Origin of the sequence: Novosphingobium rhizosphaerae, assembly GCF_050920675.1 — a bacterium.
GTDB classification, from domain to species: domain Bacteria; phylum Pseudomonadota; class Alphaproteobacteria; order Sphingomonadales; family Sphingomonadaceae; genus Novosphingobium; species Novosphingobium rhizosphaerae.
Genome location: NZ_CP137861.1, coordinates 3,920,787 through 3,937,981 on the forward strand (window position 1 = coordinate 3,920,787; position 17,195 = coordinate 3,937,981).

General features: G+C 66.1%; 13 protein-coding genes and 1 pseudogene. 6 read left to right on the top strand and 8 right to left on the bottom strand.

The annotated features are described in order from the left end of the window. Nucleotides 1-69 precede the first annotated feature (69 nt). Nucleotides 70-226 (top strand): annotated as a pseudogene (locus R9J51_RS17640) (transposase); the annotation flags it as partial. 48 nt (nucleotides 227-274) lie between these two features. Here the strand turns inward: R9J51_RS17640 and R9J51_RS17645 are convergent. After that, the gene (locus tag R9J51_RS17645) at nucleotides 275-1,174 is read right to left on the bottom strand and encodes an AraC family transcriptional regulator (protein ID WP_179506544.1); all 900 of its coding nucleotides are present in this window, start codon (nucleotides 1,172-1,174) and stop codon (nucleotides 275-277) included. Between the two features lie 94 nt (nucleotides 1,175-1,268). Between R9J51_RS17645 and R9J51_RS17650 the strand changes: the two genes are divergently transcribed. Continuing rightward, entirely contained in the window at nucleotides 1,269-2,018 is a 750-nt protein-coding gene (locus R9J51_RS17650; RefSeq protein ID WP_179505266.1) for an SDR family oxidoreductase, read from the top strand. A 69-nt stretch (nucleotides 2,019-2,087) separates the two neighbouring features. On the opposite strand, the gene R9J51_RS17655 is transcribed toward R9J51_RS17650, so the two are convergent. From R9J51_RS17655 to R9J51_RS17675, 5 genes are all read right to left on the bottom strand, one after another. Next, nucleotides 2,088-4,400 carry an EAL domain-containing protein gene (locus tag R9J51_RS17655; protein WP_179505267.1) on the bottom strand — a complete coding sequence of 771 codons (2,313 nt, stop codon included), beginning with the start codon at nucleotides 4,398-4,400 and terminating at the stop codon, nucleotides 2,088-2,090. A gap of 69 nt (nucleotides 4,401-4,469) precedes the next feature. Continuing rightward, a complete protein-coding gene (gene mdoH, locus R9J51_RS17660) occupies nucleotides 4,470-6,365 on the bottom strand; it encodes a glucans biosynthesis glucosyltransferase MdoH (RefSeq protein WP_179505268.1) in 1,896 nt (631 codons plus the stop codon). Next, the gene (locus tag R9J51_RS17665) at nucleotides 6,362-7,924 is read right to left on the bottom strand and encodes a glucan biosynthesis protein (RefSeq protein ID WP_432787635.1); all 1,563 of its coding nucleotides are present in this window, start codon (nucleotides 7,922-7,924) and stop codon (nucleotides 6,362-6,364) included. Before R9J51_RS17665 ends, mdoH begins: the two co-directional genes overlap by 4 nt. A gap of 39 nt (nucleotides 7,925-7,963) precedes the next feature. Further along, nucleotides 7,964-9,199 carry an efflux RND transporter periplasmic adaptor subunit gene (locus R9J51_RS17670; RefSeq protein WP_168556955.1) on the bottom strand — a complete coding sequence of 412 codons (1,236 nt, stop codon included), beginning with the start codon at nucleotides 9,197-9,199 and terminating at the stop codon, nucleotides 7,964-7,966. After that, entirely contained in the window at nucleotides 9,181-10,305 is a 1,125-nt protein-coding gene (locus R9J51_RS17675) for a hypothetical protein (protein WP_218847382.1), read from the bottom strand. The genes R9J51_RS17670 and R9J51_RS17675 overlap by 19 nt, the downstream gene beginning before the upstream one ends. A 195-nt stretch (nucleotides 10,306-10,500) precedes the next feature. Here R9J51_RS17675 and R9J51_RS17680 point away from each other — a divergent pair, with 195 nt between their 5' ends. Together R9J51_RS17680 and R9J51_RS17685 are read left to right on the top strand one after the other, a co-directional pair. Then, a complete protein-coding gene (locus R9J51_RS17680) occupies nucleotides 10,501-11,280 on the top strand; it encodes an SDR family oxidoreductase (RefSeq protein ID WP_179505270.1) in 780 nt (259 codons plus the stop codon). A 27-nt stretch (nucleotides 11,281-11,307) separates the two neighbouring features. After that, nucleotides 11,308-13,185, top strand: a complete 1,878-nt coding sequence (locus R9J51_RS17685) for an ABC-F family ATP-binding cassette domain-containing protein (protein ID WP_179505271.1) — start codon at nucleotides 11,308-11,310, stop codon at nucleotides 13,183-13,185. A 171-nt stretch (nucleotides 13,186-13,356) separates the two neighbouring features. Here the strand turns inward: R9J51_RS17685 and R9J51_RS17690 are convergent, their stop codons facing one another. Then, nucleotides 13,357-14,169, bottom strand: coding sequence for an APH(3')-I family aminoglycoside O-phosphotransferase (locus R9J51_RS17690; RefSeq protein WP_179505272.1), 813 nt, complete (start codon nucleotides 14,167-14,169; stop codon nucleotides 13,357-13,359). A gap of 391 nt (nucleotides 14,170-14,560) precedes the next feature. Between R9J51_RS17690 and R9J51_RS17695 the strand changes: the two genes are divergently transcribed. Beyond that, a complete protein-coding gene (locus tag R9J51_RS17695) occupies nucleotides 14,561-15,556 on the top strand; it encodes a sterol desaturase family protein (RefSeq protein WP_179505273.1) in 996 nt (331 codons plus the stop codon). Further along, on the top strand, nucleotides 15,553-16,215 hold the full coding sequence (locus R9J51_RS17700) for a hypothetical protein (RefSeq protein ID WP_432787637.1): 663 nt from the start codon (nucleotides 15,553-15,555) through the stop codon (nucleotides 16,213-16,215). Before R9J51_RS17695 ends, R9J51_RS17700 begins: the two co-directional genes overlap by 4 nt. 438 nt (nucleotides 16,216-16,653) lie before the next feature. Here R9J51_RS17700 and R9J51_RS17705 read toward each other — a convergent pair whose 3' ends face one another. Next, complete coding sequence (locus tag R9J51_RS17705) at nucleotides 16,654-17,025, bottom strand: hypothetical protein (RefSeq protein ID WP_179504171.1); 372 nt, start codon at nucleotides 17,023-17,025, stop codon at nucleotides 16,654-16,656. Nucleotides 17,026-17,195: the final 170 nt, after the last annotated feature.

Consider the following 17,195-nt stretch of genomic DNA (forward strand, 5'->3'; position numbering starts at 1 on the left):
AGCCCACCCCAACGGTTGTTTAGCAATAACAGCACGTTGTGATTCACGCCGTCCTGAGAGAGATAGAATGAAGGATGGCGTTATTCCAGCGATGTGACTGACCGGGGGTGGGCCTTGGCAGCGCCGTTCATCGCTGCCGCCAAGCGCGGAGGCCGACGCCGGACAAACGGACATGCGCAAAGTCGTGAACGCCTTGCTGTATATTGCGGCGGGCAGTTGCGCCTGGGCAGGCGGCACCGTTCGGCAGTCCCTTTTCTTATCTCCATCCCATGGATCAAGCCGCCGCGCGTGCGAACTTGCCTGGCGGGCAGCCCAGCCGCTTGCGAAACGCCGTGCTGAAGGCGCTGGCTGACCCATAGCCTATCTCTTCTGCGATCCGATCGAGCGTCTTGTTGCCGCGAGCCAGCGCGTCCTTGGCGATCGCCATGCGCCAGCGCAGAAGATACTCGATTGGGGCGCATCCCAACACTTCACCGAACCGGGCTGAGAAGGCCGAGCGCGACATGCCCGCGACGCTTGCGAGTTCTGCCACTGTCCAGTTGGCACGGACATCGGCATGGATCGCCTGTAACGCCTGGGCGATTGCCGGGTCCTGCATCCCGTTCAACAGGCTTGCGGGGACAGCCTCGTTGCCAAGGCTGCGCCAGCGAAGCGCCTCGACCAGCAGAGCTTCCAGCATGCGCCGAATGATCAACGCCTTGCCGGGGTAATCGGTGGCGCATTCCTCAGCCAGCAAATCAATCAAACGCCCGAACCGTGTCGAACGGCCTTCGGAGGCCGGGATGTGGATACGCTCGGGCAGAAGGGAAAGCAGGAGAGGAGCATTCACCCGCTCGAAGGCGAAGCTCCCGCCCAACGCCACGAAGTCGGGCGCTCCATCAGGGTCGCCATGCCGGACGGCTTCGTCACGCGGCGTGACACGTGTACCCGCAATATGAGGCCCGCTTGCCAACGAGAAGGGTGGCGTGGTCGGCAGCAAGAGAAAATCTCCTTCCGCCAGACGCAGCGGCTCCTTGCCATCAACGGTCAGCCACGCCTCGCCCGAGAGGATGATCGTAAAGCCTGGCGCATCGTGCGCGTCGTAATGAACAGCCCAGCGCCCCTTTCCGGAGATCGGCTTCGACACTGCGGCGCTTGGGCGCAACAAGGCGACCATGTCGCTGAGGGGATCCATATTCTTGGACGATCCATAAATTAATGTGGATTCCCCATTATAGATCGTGCAAATCACCTCGTCTATCTCTTGGTCAACGAAACTGGAGACTGACATGACCAAGACCGTCCTCATCACCGGAACCTCGTCAGGCTATGGCAAGGCGATCACCGAACATTTCCTGGCGCAGGGTTGGAATGTGATCGCCACGATGCGGCGGCCCGAGGCGGCCAATTTCGCTGGTGACACCAGCCGCTTGCGGGTTCTGCCGCTCGACGTCACCGACGAAGCGAGCATCGCGGCGCTGATCGACGCCGCTGGCCCCATCAATGTGCTGGTAAACAATGCTGGCATCGGCGCGGTCGGAGCGTTTGAGGCAACGCCAATGTCGCTGGTGCGCCAGCTATTCGAGACCAACACGATCGGCGTGATGGCGATGTGCCAGGCGGTCATCCCGCAGATGCGGGCGCGCCGCTCAGGCATCATCGTCAATGTAACATCGAGCGTCACGCTCGGCGCTTTTCCGCTGGCAGCCGCCTACACCGCGAGCAAGCAGGCGATCCAAGGGTTCACGGGCTCGCTTGCCCACGAGCTCGCCTACTTCAGTATCTCGGTAAAGCTGGTCGAGCCCGGCTATGCCCCAACCACCAACTTCGGCGCGAACGCCATCATTCCATTCGACCAGTTGCTCCCGGGCGAGTACGCCGACTTCGCCAAGCCAATCATGGAAGGCTTCGCCGCGCCAGCACTGACCACGCGAGAGAGCGATGTGGCCGAAGGCGTTTGGAACGCCGTGCATGATGTAACCGATCGGCTTCGGTTTCCTGCGGGGCCAGATGCTGTAGCGCTCGCGGAAACCAACTGACCGCCAATCCTGTGCCGGGCCGCGGAAACGGACCGCGGCCTCCCCGCATCCGCCCCCTCGCACCGCTTCTCAGGCCCGTTTGGCCTGTTCGGGCGCGGCCTGCTCGGGCGTCGTCTGACCAGGCGTGGCGGCGCGGCCGAACAGGTAGCCTTGGGCTTCGTCGCAGCCTTCTTCCATTACCAATTGGCGCTGGCTTTCGGTTTCCACCCCTTCGGCCAGGACCGGGAGACCGAGGCTGCGCCCCAGGCCGACGACGGCGCGGATGATCGAGCGGGCCTTGGCGTCGGTCAGGGCGCGGGCGACGAAGCTCTGGTCGATCTTGAGCTTGCTGAACGGGAAGCTTTGCAGGTTGCTGAGCGAGGAATAGCCCGTGCCGAAATCATCCATGCTGATATGCACGCCCAGCGCGCGGATCTGCTCCAGGATGGCCAGGGCACCATCGCGGTTGGCAATCAGTGCGGATTCGGTGATTTCCAGTTCCAGCCGCGCGGGTGCCAGGCCGGTCTGGCGCAGCGTGCTGGCGACGATGTCTGGCAGATTGAGCACCTGCAGCTGCACCGGCGAAATGTTGACGGCGACGAAGGCATCGCCCGACCACTGGCTGGCCGCAAGACAGGCCTGTTGCAGCACCCATTCGCCGATCGTCACGATGGCACCGCTGGCTTCGGCCAGGGGGATGAACTCGCCCGGCGCGATCGCCCCGAGATCAGGGTGGCACCAGCGCAGCAGGGCTTCATAGCCCTGCACGGCATGGGTGGCGGGATCGACAATCGGCTGGAAATCCAGGTGAAACTGCTGGCGCGCCAGGGCATGGGTCAGGTCTGCCTCCAGCCGCAGGCTGGCCCTGGCCGAGGCATCCATGGCGGAATCAAAAAAGCAGATCTGCCCACGGCCGGACTGGCGCGCGCGATCGAGCGCAAGGACTACGGCAGACTTGAGCGTTTCGGGGGAATGGCCGTCGCACGGATAAGTGGCGATCCCGGTGCTGAGCGCGACGGCGCTGGGATCGCGTGCCACGTCCCAGCGCGCGGCCATGGCTTCGGCCACGGCGGCGACCAGGCGGCGGGTGTCTTCCGGGCCATCGGCCATGCGCTGGATAATGCAGAATTCGTTGCCGGCCACGCGGCACACGACGTCCTGCGGATGGGCCACATGGCGCAGGATATCGGCCACCTCGCGCAGGATATCGTCGCCCACCGGCGGGCCGAACACCTTGTTGATCGTGGCCAGGCGATCGATTTCGAACGCGACGAGCGCGCAATAAGGCGGTTCGTCGGCCAAGGTTTCATCGAGCACGCGACGCGCCAGGCTGCGATTGCCAAGGCCCGTCAGCGTGTCGTGCGAGGCGAGGTATTCCACGGCATCCTGCGCTTGCAACCATTGGCCGATGGTCGTTTCGAAATCGCGGGAAATGCGCTCGTATTCGGCGGGCAGATTGGGCTGGGCCTGGGCCAGATCCCCCTTGGCCATGGCCGAAAGCGCGCAGGAAATGCGATCGATCACCACCTCGCGCTTGCGCTCCTCCTCGCGCGCCTGTTCGGCCAGGCGGCGTTGCACGGCAAGTTCCTGGTTGGCCTTTTCGCGCACCTTTTGCGCCACCAGCCGCTTGATCGCGTGGAGCGCCTGGCTGATCGCGCCGATTTCATCGCTGCGCTGGGCGCCGGGAATGGCATGGTCCAGCGCGCCTTGGGCCATGGCCCGCATGGCATCGGCCAGGCGCACCAGCGGCGTTATCACGCGTTGCAGCAGGCAGGCGATGATCAGGCCGGCCACTGCCACCATCACCGCGCCAAGGCCCACGGCCAGGCGGACGGCCTGGCGGATATTATGCGCTTCTGCCCGCGCCACGGCCATCGAGCGCCCCTGCTGGTGACGGATCAGGGCATCGACCGCGCTGCCCACGTTTTCGCCCACGCGCGGCGCATCGACCTGGTAAAGCGCGGCGGCCGCGGCATAATCGCGCAAGGTGAGGCGCAGCACGCCTTCGCGCGCGGCTTTCCATTCGTGCCAGGCCGCCTCCACGGGCACGAACAGCGCCTGTTCCTGCGGTTCGCGGATCGTGTCGCGATAGCGCTGGATCAGCCGATCGGCCTCCATGATCGCTTCGCGCGTGGCGGTGGTTTCGGCGCTATGGCGCTCGGGCGAGCCGTCGATCAGCGCCTTGGCCATGTGCTGGCGCGCGCCGGTCACGGCTGTCTTGATGTGATCGAGTTGCACCAGACGGGGGATCACGTCGTGCTCGATCTGCTGGATATGGCGATCGGCATCGATGGCCGACCGCACGGGAACCAGAACGGCAGTCAGCGCCACCAGCAGCAGCACGGCAAAGCTGCCCAGAACGAACGATCGGATCGTGATACGATTGACGACGTCCAATGGCACGAACGGGCTCCTGGCAGCAAACACGGCTGCCCGGCTTAGCCGTGCGCCGGCAAGAACCTGCCAAGCAGCCTATCCGTGTTTTTGCGCAAGGGCGGATTCGCCATCCGGCAGGGTCTGCCCGGCGGGACCATTGCCAGCCGGCCCGTCGCCAGCCGGATCTGGCACTTCGGCCCGGCCCACGCGCATGGTGCGGGCCGGCACGCGGAACAGCCCCCGCCGCGCGGCCGCTTCGCCCAGATCCTCGCGCGAGGTGAGGCTGACCAGCCAGGGCGCGCCCAGCAGGCCGATGGTGAGCGGAAGCAGCCACAACGCAGTGACGGTATCGAGCCACAAGGTGCCGGCAAAGGCCAGACCAAGCAGGATATGCTCGCGCATGGCCGGCAGGATGGCGCGCAGCGAAATGGCCTGCGCATCGCGGTTCTGCGCGTTCCATTGCGAGGGGATACCCAGCAGCAGGCCAAGCAGCGCCTTGATCTGCAAGACCATCGAGACGGGTGCGAACAGCGTGGACAGCACCAGTTCGACCAGGACCGACTTGAGCGCGCGCCACGGGCCGCCAAACGCGGCGCAGCGCTGGCCATCGGCGAGGATCCAGATCAGTCCCATCAGCTTGGGCCCGAACAGCAGCAGCACGGTGAGCGCCAGCACGCCTGCCGGCACCGTCATCAGCACATTGCCTTCCACGCCCCCGCCCACTTTGGCCATGGCCACTTGGGCAATCGTGGCCAGGATCAGCAAGAGCCAGCCTGGCGAAGTGAGATAGGCCGATGCCCCGATCAGCAGGTGCAGGCGGCTGGTGGCAGCCAGGCCAGAGGCGCCAATCAGGCGCAAGTGCTGGAGGTTGCCCTGCATCCAGCGCCGATCGCGCAACGCGTGATCGACAATGGTGGGCGGATATTCTTCATAGCTGCCACCGATCATCACCATGTGCACGGCCCAGCCGCGCCGCCGCAACAGCGCGGATTCGACCATGTCGTGGCTGAGGATGTGGCCGCCAAACGGCGCCTTGCCGGGCAGATCGGGCAAGCCGCAGCTTTCGGCAAAGGCGCGGGTGCGCACGATCGCGTTGTGACCCCAGAAGTTGGCCTCGGCCCCGCTCCACCACAGCAGCCCGGCCGAAGCGATCGGGCCATAGGCCTCGCTGGCAAACTGCATCCAGCGCTGGAACAGGGTGCGGGCGTTGGTGATCATCGGCACGGTCTGGAGCAGGCCGATCGAGGGACGCGCTTCCATGATCGAGGCCAGCCCGACGATGGCTGCCCCGGTCATCACGCTATCGGCGTCGAGCACCAGCATGTTTTCATACGATCCCCCGAAACGGCGGACCCATTCGGCAATATTGCCCGGCTTGCGGGCAATGTTCTGTTCGCGCCGACGATAATAGAGGTTGATCGGGGCGCGGGCGGCAAGTTCGGCCCAGGCGGCTTCCTCGCGCTTGCCATGCAGGGCGCTGGAATCGCTGAGCACGAAGAAATCGATCCACCGCGCGCCGCCGGCACGATCGATCGCAAAGGCCATGGCCTCTACCCGTGCGAAAACGGCGTCGACGTCTTCGTTGTAGACCGGCATGAGCACGGCCGTGCGGTGCGCCAGGCTGGCGGCCGGTGACGGCACGGGGACGAAACCGGGATGCGCGCCGCTGATCAGTTGCACGAAACCGATCGTCGAACTGACAAAGCCGAACGCCACCCAGCTGAACAACGGGACGAAGAACAGCAGCAGCACCACTTCGATTGCGTTGAGCCCGTCGCGCGAGAAGGCCACGCGCACTTCGCTCGATGCCGCCAAGCCAAGAACGGCGGTCAGCGCGATCAGCAGCCAGCGCTTGACCATCAGCCCATGGGGCCGCGTTTCCACCTCGCGCCGCGCGGGCGCATTGCCGAACAGGCGCTGCACCGGCATGTCGAGCGGGGCTTCGGGCGGAAGCGCCGGGGCGACGGGCCGGAACGGCGGGCTGGCGGTCATGGTTGCACGGCCTTGATCACCGTTTCGCTGAGCGCGCCGCTGCCGCGCTTGAGGAACAGGCGAAACTCGCGCTGGGCGAGGCCCTGCGTCTTGATATCGAGCGTTACGCGCCACTGCTTGTCGCGCCCGGCGATCGGGCCCACCGCCCTGTGCAAGACGGCCGCGGCGGGCAGGTCCACTTCCACGCTCACGCCACTGCCACGGTTGAGCCCGGCCAGCGCCTCGCCTTCGAAATCGAGGACATAGCGCGTGGCGCCGGGAATGGGATCGCCGCCCGGCACCCCGCCCGGCCCGACGAAGACCTTGATGCAGCGGGCATTGGCATTGGCGGCCAGATCGCGGCTGGTCCAGGTAAGGCGATAGGCAAAGTCCTGGCGTTGACCCGCCTTGGCCGGACGATCACTGAGCCAGAAGGCCGCGACATTGTCCACCGTTTCGGAAATCGTGGGAAAGGCATAGAGTACCACGGCGCCTGCCCCCCAATCACCTTGGGGTTCCACCCAGAGCGAGGGGCGCCGATCGTAGAAATTGAGATCGTCCTGGTAATGGTCGAACACCTGGTCGCGTTGCACCAGGGCAAAGGCCTTGACCGAGTCCGCCCGAAACGTGTTGGTGCGCGGCTCCGGCGGGTTTTCCAGCGGGCGCCAGATACGCTCGCCATTGGCCATCCAGATCGCCAGGCCATCGGAATCGTGCACTTCGGGGCGCCAGTCCCGCCGATCCATCGTGGTCGCTTCGTCGAAGCAGAACATGCTGGTCATCGGCGCAATGCCGAGCCGCGCCACGTCCTTGCGCAGGAAGAGCGCCACTTTGACGTCTTGCACCACGCCGGTCTGGGTCTGTCGCGTGTCGAACGCATAGGCCCCCGTCAGCGACGGGCCTTCGAGCAGGGCATGGATGACCATGTGCTGCGTGCCCTGCTCGCTGCCGAGATCCTCGATCCAGAATTCCGTGAATTCGGGAAATTCCTCGGCACCGGGCATCGTGCCAGTGTCCACCGCGATGCCGCGTGCGGAAAGGCCGAACTGATCCTTTTCCCCGGCCGCGCGGAAGTAGGACGCCCCCAGGAACGCCAGCCAATCGGCGTGGCCATCGGCATACATGACCCGAAAACCGGCGGGATCGACGTTCTGCGCCGCCCCGAACAGGCCCTGGGTGTTGACCACTGCCCGCGCCTGCCCCCTTGCCACCACATTGACGGCGACCGCAAAGGGCGCGGTCTCCAGCCGGGTGGGAAACAGGCGCACATGGCCGGGCAGGCTTTGTGCATCGCCATAGGTCAGCCGCGCGGCATCGTCGAACGTGGGGGCGGCATGACGCGACACGGTGCGCGGAACGAACGCACGGCGCGCCGAACCTTGGGCGCGGGCCACCAGGCTGTCCCAGGAAAAGGACCGCGCAGGGCCAAGATTGCCGGGCCCTTGCGCCATGACGCGGCCGGGCAAAGCGGCAAGGCCGGCCAATGCCAGCGCCATGCCACCCAATGCGCGGCGGGACAGGCCGTTGGCCGATGGAGCCCCGGAAAAGTCGATGGGGGGATAATCGGTGGGATCGGTCATGCCTGCCCTAACGCTGACTCTGCTGGATAGTTTCGCGCTTCATGGCCGGGACGCTGGTGCAGCGGGCCGGGCCGAAGGCGAGGCACCGGGTGCCCGGCGCCCGATGATGACCTGCACGCCCGGCTCCAACCCGCTGGCGAGCACTTCGGTGCGCTTGCCATCGCTGGCCCCGGTGGCAACCGCCACCTGGCGCGGCTCGTTGTCGTCGGCCACCACATAGATCGCCCCGTTTCGCGCCGGCACGCCTTCGGGGGTAAAGCCCAAGGCCGCATTGGGAACGAGCAGGACGCCCTCGCGCGCGGGCAGGTCGATCTCGACCGTGGCCGCCATGCCGGGGCGCAGTTGCACCAGGGGCGTGCCCTCGCCACCGGTTACGGGATCGAGCGCGAAAACCGCCAGCCGGTCAAGCCCACGGGTATCGTCGGTGGGATCGATCCGCACCAGGCGCGCGGTGCGCACCTTGTCTGCCATGCCCGACAGCAGCACGCGGGCGCGGGCATTGAGGGCCAGGCGCTGTGCATCGGCGGCCGGCAACGGCACGGTCACGACCAGGCGATCGAGCCCGGTGGCAAGCGAAAGCAGCGGCATGCCGGGCTGGACAAGCTGGCCCGGCGCCACGGCGCGGGCAACGACCAGGCCATCGAACGGCGCGCGGATCGTGGCGTCGGCCAGGCGGCGACGGGCGAGCACTTCATCGTTGCGCGCCTTGGCCAAGGCTGCCGTGGCCGTGGCCAGCGCCGCGGCGGTGCGCGAAAGTTCGGCACGCGCGCCATCCATTTCGTTGAGCGAGGGCACCCGTCCACCCGAACGGCGCCAAACCCCGTCATAGCGTTCCAGCCGCGCGCGTGCGCCATCCACATCGGCCTGCGCGGCGGCCAACGTGCCCTCGGCGGCAGCCCGCGTGGCTTCGGCGCTGGCCAGGTCGGCCTCGAACGGGGCGGTATCGAGCATCGCGATGGGCTGGCCCGCGCGGACGACCCCATCGCCTGGGCCGAGCAGGCTGTGCACCACCCCGCCCTGCGGCGCGCGCAGGATCACTTCATCTTCCGCGTGCAAGGTGCCCGTGGCGCTCAATGCCGGGGTCAGGCTACCGCGTTCGAGCGGAACCGTGTAATAGGGCAATTCCGGACCATCGACGAACCGCACGAACAGCCACAAGGCGGCGACGCCGGCTGCCAGCAGCGCCAGCACCATGCCCCAGCGCGCCAGGCGCCGGCGCGGACGGGCGCCCAGGAAATCGTCGAGATCGCGCTCGGTCATGGCTGCGCCGGGCATCGCGGGGGTGCTTCACCTGGTGCGGCCGGCGCCAGATCGGCCGAAGTCCAACCCAGGCCCTGCGCCGCCCACAGCCGCACGTGCGCCCGGGCAAGGCCGCTGCGGGCAGCAGCGTCGGCCTCCGCCGCGGCAAGCGCCGACGCCTCGGCAACATAAAGCGTGGCAAAGGTTTCCGTCCCCGCCCGATAGCCGGCACGCGCATCGCGCACGGTGCGATCGGCCTGGGCGAGCGTGCGCGCGCTGGCGGCAACCAGGGCCTGTGCGGCGGCGAGGGCCTTGGTTGCACTGTCGATCTCTTCTGCGCCGGCGGCCGTGGCGCTGGCCAGGGCAGCGCGCGCCTCGTCCAGGCTGGCCTTGCCCTGCACCACGGCCTGTCCCTGCTGCTGGCGCAGCGCCAACAGGGCGGCACGGCGCGGCGCGGCATCGGGAATGTCGGCCAGGGCGGGCACCGCCGCGCCGTCGCCCAGCAACGCGAGCAAGGCCTCTGCCGACAGGCCGGTTTCCTGCGCCAGCCGGGCCAATGCCTGCGACAGCTCGGTCTGCGCCTGCGTCACGGCATCGGCATCGAGATCGACCATCACGCCGCCCAGCGCGCCATCGATCGCCGAGACGAGGCCCGCCTCGCGGCGGAAGCGGGCAATCTCGGCATTGTCTTGCCAGGGGGCGACAGCGGCCCGGCGCGCGGCGAGGCGCGCCTGCGCGAGGCGGACGGCAAGATAGGCCTCTGCCATGGCGGCAGCGCGCGTGTTGACCAAGGCAGCGTGGGCATAGGCGCCAGCAGGCGGCCCGTCGGCCACGCGCTCCTTGCTGAGCAGCCCGGCCAGCCGCCCGCCCAGATGCCGCCGCCGGGCATCGGCACGCGCGGCATCGTCGTGCAAGTGCCAGGCGCTGCAAGCCAGCACCGGATCATGCGCCAGCCCCTGCGCCACCACTTGGGCCAGCACGGGATCGCCCGCCGCGGTCCACCATGGCGCGGCATCGGCCTGCGCGCTTTCCACCGGCGGCAGGTCAGGCTCCACCACGCGCGGGGTCGAAACCGCGCAGGCAGCACAGCTGAAGGCCAGGGCAAGGGCTGTCACCCTGCCGGCAAGGTTGGATGGTTTCACGCGGAGCACCGGCTGGCGATTAGCAAAATATCACCGTGTGGCAATCAAATGGCGGGGCTGCCAAAATGCTTGCCATGCATTTCGGCGCATGGACGGGGCGTTTCAGCATATGTGCGAACGCATCATCGCCCCCGCTTGTTCCCTGCGCCGGTTGCGATAGATCGGCAGGCAATCCCGCAGACAAAGGAAGTGACGATGGATCTTGGCATTACCGGGCGCAAGGCAGTGGTCTGCGCCTCGTCAAAGGGGCTGGGCCTGGCCTGTGCCACGTCCTTGGCGCGCGAAGGTGCGCAAGTGTGGATCAACGGGCGCGACGCCAGCCGCCTGGACGCGGCGGCCGCGCGCATCCACGCGGAAACCGGGGCGAAGGTCACGCCGGTGGTGGGCGATCTCAACACCGCCGATGGCCGTGCCGCGCTGCTCGCCGCGTGCCCCGATCCCGATATCCTGGTCAACAACAACCACGGCCCTCGGCCCGGCAAGCTCGACGTGCTGGAAGAAGCCGATTTCCTCGCCGCGCTCCAGGCAAACATGCTCAGCCCGCTGGCCCTGATCAAAGCCGTGGTGGGCGGCATGCGCACGCGCAGGTTCGGCCGTATCGTCAACATCACTTCGGCCCAGGTGCTGATGCCGCAAGCCGACATGGGCCTGTCGGTTTCGGCCCGCGCCGGGTTGATGGCCATGGCCAAAGTGCTGCAATTCGATTGCGTGGCCGACAACGTGACGGTGAACAACCTTCTGCCCGGCCCGTTCGACACCGATCGTCTGGCCGGCCTGGCGCAGCGCTATGTGCAGGAGGATGGGATCACCCTGGACGAGGCCTATGCCCGCATCGGCGCACGCGGCCCGGCCGGGCGCATCGGCCAACCGGGTGAATTCGGCGATGCCTGCGCATTCCTGTGCGCGGCGCAGGCGGGCTATATCTCGGGCCAATGCCTGACCTTGGACGGCGGCGCCTATCGCGGCTTGTTCTAAACGCGCGGGGCCGCTAGGCGCACGGCCATGCTCACGATTTCCGGCATCACCGTGCGCCTTGGCGGCCGCACCATCATCGATCGCGCCTCTGCCACTTTGCCCACGGGCGCAAGGGTGGGGCTGATCGGCCGCAATGGCGCGGGCAAGTCCACGCTGATGAAAGTGCTGATCGGGCAGATCGAGCCCGACGAAGGCAGCGTGGACATGCCCCGCCGCGCCCGCCTGGGCTATATCGCGCAGGAAGCGCCCACCGGCACGGCCACGCCGTTCGAAACCGTGCTGGCCGCCGATACCGAGCGCGCCGCCCTGCTGGACGAAGCCGAGATCTGCACCGATCCCGATCGGTTGGCCGACGTGCACGAGCGACTGATCGCGATCGACGCTTATACCGCCCCGGCGCGCGCGGCGCGCATCCTGATCGGCCTGGGCTTTACCGAAGCGATGCAGGCCGAGCCGCTCGACAGTTTTTCGGGCGGGTGGAAAATGCGCGTGGCGCTCGCCTCGCTGCTGTTTTCCCAGCCCGACCTGCTGCTGCTCGACGAACCATCGAACCACCTCGACCTGGAAGCGACGCTGTGGCTGGAAAATTTCCTGCGCAGCTATCCCGGCACGCTGATCGTGATCAGCCACGAGCGCGACCTGCTCAACAACGTGGTCGACAATATCCTTCACCTGCAAGGCGGCAAGATCACGCTTTATGCCGGCGGCTATGACAGTTTCGAGCGCCAGCGCGCCGAACGCGCGGCGCAAGCCGCCGCGGCCAAGGCCTCGCAGGACGCGCAGCGGGCCAAGCTGCAGGACTATGTCCGCCGCAACAGTGCGCGTGCCTCCACCGCCAAGCAGGCGCAATCGCGCGCCAAGATGCTGGCGCGGATGCAGCCGGTGATGGCCATGCTGGAAGATCCCAGCCTGACGTTCGATTTCCCCAGCCCCAGCGAGTTGCGCCCGCCGCTGATCACGCTGGATATGGCTGCCGTTGGTTATGTGCCCGATACGCCGATCCTCAAGCGGTTGAACCTACGCATCGATCCGGATGATCGCATCGCCCTCCTGGGCCGCAACGGCAACGGCAAGACCACGCTGGCGCGCCTGCTCGCCGGGCAATTGCCGGCAATGGAAGGCGGCATGACCACGTCGGGCAAGCTCGCCATCGGCTATTTCACGCAATACCAGGTGGAGGAACTGGCCGGCGGCGACACGCCGCTGCTGCACATGACCCGCGCGATGACCGGCAAGACGCCTGCCGCCGTGCGCGCACAGCTGGGCCGCTTCGGCTTTTCCGGCGACAAGGCGACGACCGAGGTTTCGCGCCTTTCGGGCGGGGAGCGCGCGCGGCTGGCGCTGGCGCTGGTGACGCGCGACGCGCCGCACCTGCTGATCCTCGACGAACCGACCAACCACCTCGACGTCGACGCGCGCGAGGCGCTGGTCCAGGCGCTCAATGCCTATCAGGGCGCGGTGATCCTGATCAGCCACGATCGCCATATGGTGGAAATGACGGCCGACCGTCTGGTGCTGGTCGATGACGGGGCGGCCGTGCCCTATGACGGCAGCATGGAAGACTATATCGACTTCGTCCTGGGCCGGAACCAGCCGAAGGCCGATGCCCCGGCCAAGGCTACGGCGGCCAGCCCCAAGGCCGAAGCCGACAAGGCCGCCACCCAAGCCGCGTGGCAGGCGCGCCGCGAACTGGGCAAGCAGATCTCCAAGGCCGAAAAGGACATGGCCAAGCTGCAGGCGCGCATCGCCGAAGTCGATGCCACCCTGGCCGATCCGGCCAAGGCGCCCAAGGCGCTGGCGGGGATGAACCTGGGGGCGCTGGGCAAGCTGCGCGATGACTTGGAGGCCGAACTTGCCCGCGTGGAAGCGCAGTGGCTGCAATGGAGCGAGCAGGTCGAAAGCTAAGGGCCAAGCCCGCTCCACATCCTTGCTGCGGCTTGCCGATCCCCCATTCTTCAAAGGCTTTGGTGCGGCCACTCATGCGAGAGGAGCGGCCGCCACTGCGCGAACCCCGATGTCGGAGCGCTGCTTTTGCCCGTTGGCGTGGTGCGATCGAACCGGGCCAAGCCGCCTCAATCAGAACAGTTCATCCAGCATCAGGTGAAACTGCAGCTTGCCCTGATCGATATCCGGCTCACCGTAAGCGACCATGAGCCTGTCCTGCAATTCCCCCGCGAACTCTCCCAGGCAGTTCCACAGGATCGCAAGGTCCTGGTAGCGGTCGGCAATACCGGCCCTGCCCGTGTCTATGCAGCCGGTGACCACGCCCCCGGTGATGAACAGATTGTCGAGCGAGAAGTCCCCGTGCGTGACGACCGGATCGGGCGCGAGAGGTAGCAGCTGCTGCATTGCCTGCCAGACTTGTTCCGCGCTCCAGCCTTCTCTCGCCGCGTCGAATTCATCCGCTTCGACCAGTCCTTCATTGATCCGGTTCCGCGCCAGGCCAAGCCGCAAGGCATGATCGCTGTTGAACGGGCATTCGCTGACGGGGATCGCGTGGAACCGTCGCAGAAAGGCGGCCAGCGCATCGACGATCGCAATCCGTTCCGCCGGCCGTGCCTGGAGCGCCTGAAAGGCCGTCTCGCCCGGCAAGGCTGCGGTGACCAGCCACGCTTCGCTTGGGGTGCTGGCAAAGTGCAGCACCGGCGGCACCGGCACGTAGCCGGCCAGCCAGCGGAGCCTGACCATTTCGTCGGTGATGGCATCGGCAACTGAGCCAAGGCCGTGCTTGAGATAGAGTTCAGGCGCGCCCGGCTTGCCATGGAGCCGGTAAACCGCGCCGCCGGATTCACCGACCAGGTCGCGCGCCCATGCATAGCCCTCCAGCGCTTGCGCCAGTCCGGCCGGCAGGGCGGGCGCCGCACAAAGTTTCTCACGATCGGATGTCACCGTATCCAGCGCCTCGTCAATGCGATGTCCATGGCACGGAGAATAGCGCCCGATTGCCTGGCAACAACAGCGCGTGATGCGGAACAGCTGCCTTGGCGCAGCGCCGGCCGGCCGCAGCCTGGCCTGTGCTCGGACGATTCCGGTTGTGCAAGGCAAGAGAATTTCCTGGCGCGAATCGGGACGACGGCAGCGTGGCTGGCCAATCCATCGCCCCCGCAAACGGTGCACTGCACCATCGCGCCGGGCCCAAAATGCGCAAACCGGCGTATTTTCAACGCAAATCCATCAATAAGCATATGCAATATGGTATAGACGAAGCATTCGATCCGTATTACCATCTGATCAGTTAGTATTACTGACACGGGTACCCAAGTATTACGAGGGCAGGCAGATGGAAGGCATTCGGGTCGGCAAGCGGTTGATTGGCACCCAGGCACCGGTCACGGTGGGCTGGGAAAACATCCCGCGCGTGGAAGGCGGCCCGGTCAAGCGGCTGTTTTTCTCGTGGTTTCAACCCACTGTGCTCTTCGCGCTGATCCTGTTCTGGTATTATGCGCCAAATTCCATCGCCAAGGCATCGACCGCGATCGGCATCGGCATCGGTTTCCGCGTGTTTCTTCTGGGCCTGGAATTCTTCTTTCCGCGCCATGAAAGCTGGCAACTGACGTGGAAGGAAGTGACCACCGATCTGTTCTATGTCGGCCTGGGCTATACCGTTCTACGCCTTGTCGATGGCTTTATCGGTTCCGATGTGATGGTTGGGGCCATCCAGGATTCCTTTCACTGGAAGAGCTTTGATTGGTTCACCGGCCTGCCGATACTGCTTCAGGCTTTCATAATCTCGTTCATCTTTGATTTCGGGCAGTATTGGATGCATCGCGGCATGCACAACTGGTATCCGCTGTGGCTGCCACACTCGGTGCACCATTACATTACCCAGCTCAACATCAACAAGGGCGCCGTGGGCAATCCGATCGAACTGTTCCTGATCGGCCTGGGCATCGGCGGGTTCTTCGATTTCGTGCCCCGCGCATTCCTGCTGGCCGGCGCGATCGGCCTGGCCGTGGGCAGCTATCAGCATATCAACGTGCGGTTCAATTCGCCGCGCTGGTGGCGCTTCTTTTTCCATACCACGGAACATCACAGCCTGCACCATTCGCAAGACTTTGAAGCGACGCGCAGCAACTATACCAACACCTATATCTTCATTGACCGTATGTTTGGCACCTGCATCGATGGTGAAGCCGAACTGCTGGGCATGGAAGGCGGCCGCCGCATGGGCCTGCGCGAGCAGATGACCTTTCCCTTCACCGAGGGCTGGCGCGCCATCAAGGGCAAGTTCGCCCGGCAAGGGCAGGAAGAAGCCGCCGCGGTGCCGGCAGAATGAGCAACGCCATCGCCCTGCCCTCGGCACGCCATGGATCGGCCATGAACCTGCGCTTCATCGATTGGATCTGGCATATTCGCGGCAGCGTTGACCTGCCACCCGGACAAACCAGCGAGGAAGCCTTCGCCAGGCTCGAGCCGCTGCTGCGCCAGCCGGGCACCAGCCAGCAGCGTGGCGGCGAAGCCTTGCGCTTCACCAAGATCGATCCAGCCTCGCAAGACAAGCTGGCGGTGTTCGAAAACGGCCTGTTGCAAGTGGAACAGGACAGCGCTGGCCCGGTGCTCCGCTATCATTTGGTCAGCCGTGCTCTGTTGCTGTGCTTCCTGGCACCGCTGCTGTTCCTGGCCTTTGCGCAGCTGACCATCGCGGTGGGCCAATGGCAAAAGCCGGCAGCCGAAGCGGCGGCAAAAGCCAAGGCGGACAAGAAAAAGGACGCCAAGAAGGACGACGTCCGGCCGATGAATCCCATCGACAAGGCGCTTGGCGCGCCCGCCCCCGAAAAGGACGGCAAGAAGCCCGACCGCAAGGGCGACAAGTATTCGCCCACTTCGGCTTATGTCTTTGCCAGCCTGTTCGCGCTGCTCTATGTGATCGGGCGCATCCTGGAGGCCCGGCTCGTCAAGGCCCGTCTGCGCAAGAGCTTGCTCGGCGCCGAATAGGCGCGGTTCCACACACCTGTCCACTTGGCAGAACCTCGGTGCTGCCACGCAGGCATTCACGATCCAAGCAGGCCCGCACGCCCTGATGCGGCGCGACCAATCGGGATTGCCCTGGCCAGCGGAGAATTGCGCGCAGACAAGCCTGCCCGCCCGGGGTACAAGCTTCGCCAAAGATGACTGGCCGGGGGGATGCGTGCGATGCGGCGCCGAAACGTGCTCACGGGGCTGGCCGCCATGCCCTTTTGCCCTGCCCCGCTCGCTGGGGCCGCGCCGTCGCCACTAGAGGCCGATCTGGCCGTGATCCGCGCCGCAATGGACATTCATCCAGGGCGGGACCGTTATCTCTCACCCACCGATCTTGCCCGCCATCTCGATCGGTTCGAGCGGGATTACGGCCCCGCCCTGGCCGCCGGCGATCTGGAGCGCTGCTATCTGGCGCTATCGCGCTTTCTCTCCACGCTGCGTTGCGGGCACAGCTACGGCAATTTCTTCAACCAGAGCGATGCGGTGGCCAAGCGGCTGTTCGACCGTCCCACCCGGCTGCCGTTCCACTTCGAATGGATCGACGCCACGATGGTCGTCACCGCGGATCACAGCGGCACCGGCGCGCTGCCGCGCGGCACCCGCGTTGTGGCGGTAAACGGCGTGGCCAGCGCAGACCTGCTGGCCCAACTGATGCCCTATGCCCGGGCCGATGGCCACAACGATGGCAAGCGGCATTCGCTGCTGGGGGTGCGCGGCGCGGAAAACATCGAGTATTTCGATGTGTTCCAGGGCTTGCTGATGCCGCCCAAAACCGCCGCGCACCATCTGGCCATCATCCTGCCCGACGGACGCGACGCACGGGTGGACGTGCCGGCAATCGGCCTGGCGGCCCGCCGCGCCGCGATGACGCGGGTGCCAGAAAGCAGCGATGCGCCGCGCTGGACCTATCACGTCCGGCCCGATGGCATTGCCTTGCTCGACATGCCCGGTTGGGC

Excerpts from the sequence above, each read along its gene's own strand:
- R9J51_RS17645 (WP_179506544.1), bottom strand. The coding sequence starts at position 1,174 with ATGGATCCCCTCAGCGACATGGTCGCCTTGTTGCGCCCAAGCGCCGCA.
- R9J51_RS17650 (WP_179505266.1), top strand. The coding sequence starts at position 1,269 with ATGACCAAGACCGTCCTCATCACCGGAACCTCGTCAGGCTATGGCAAG.
- mdoH (WP_179505268.1), bottom strand. The coding sequence starts at position 6,365 with ATGACCGCCAGCCCGCCGTTCCGGCCCGTCGCCCCGGCGCTTCCGCCC.
- R9J51_RS17665 (WP_432787635.1), bottom strand. The coding sequence starts at position 7,924 with ATGACCGATCCCACCGATTATCCCCCCATCGACTTTTCCGGGGCTCCA.
- R9J51_RS17670 (WP_168556955.1), bottom strand. The coding sequence starts at position 9,199 with ATGCCCGGCGCAGCCATGACCGAGCGCGATCTCGACGATTTCCTGGGC.
- R9J51_RS17680 (WP_179505270.1), top strand. The coding sequence starts at position 10,501 with ATGGATCTTGGCATTACCGGGCGCAAGGCAGTGGTCTGCGCCTCGTCA.
- R9J51_RS17685 (WP_179505271.1), top strand. The coding sequence starts at position 11,308 with ATGCTCACGATTTCCGGCATCACCGTGCGCCTTGGCGGCCGCACCATC.
- R9J51_RS17695 (WP_179505273.1), top strand. The coding sequence starts at position 14,561 with ATGGAAGGCATTCGGGTCGGCAAGCGGTTGATTGGCACCCAGGCACCG.
- R9J51_RS17700 (WP_432787637.1), top strand. The coding sequence starts at position 15,553 with ATGAGCAACGCCATCGCCCTGCCCTCGGCACGCCATGGATCGGCCATG.
- R9J51_RS17705 (WP_179504171.1), bottom strand. The coding sequence starts at position 17,025 with ATGGTGCGCGGCGGTTTTGGGCGGCATCAGCAAGCCCTGGAACACATC.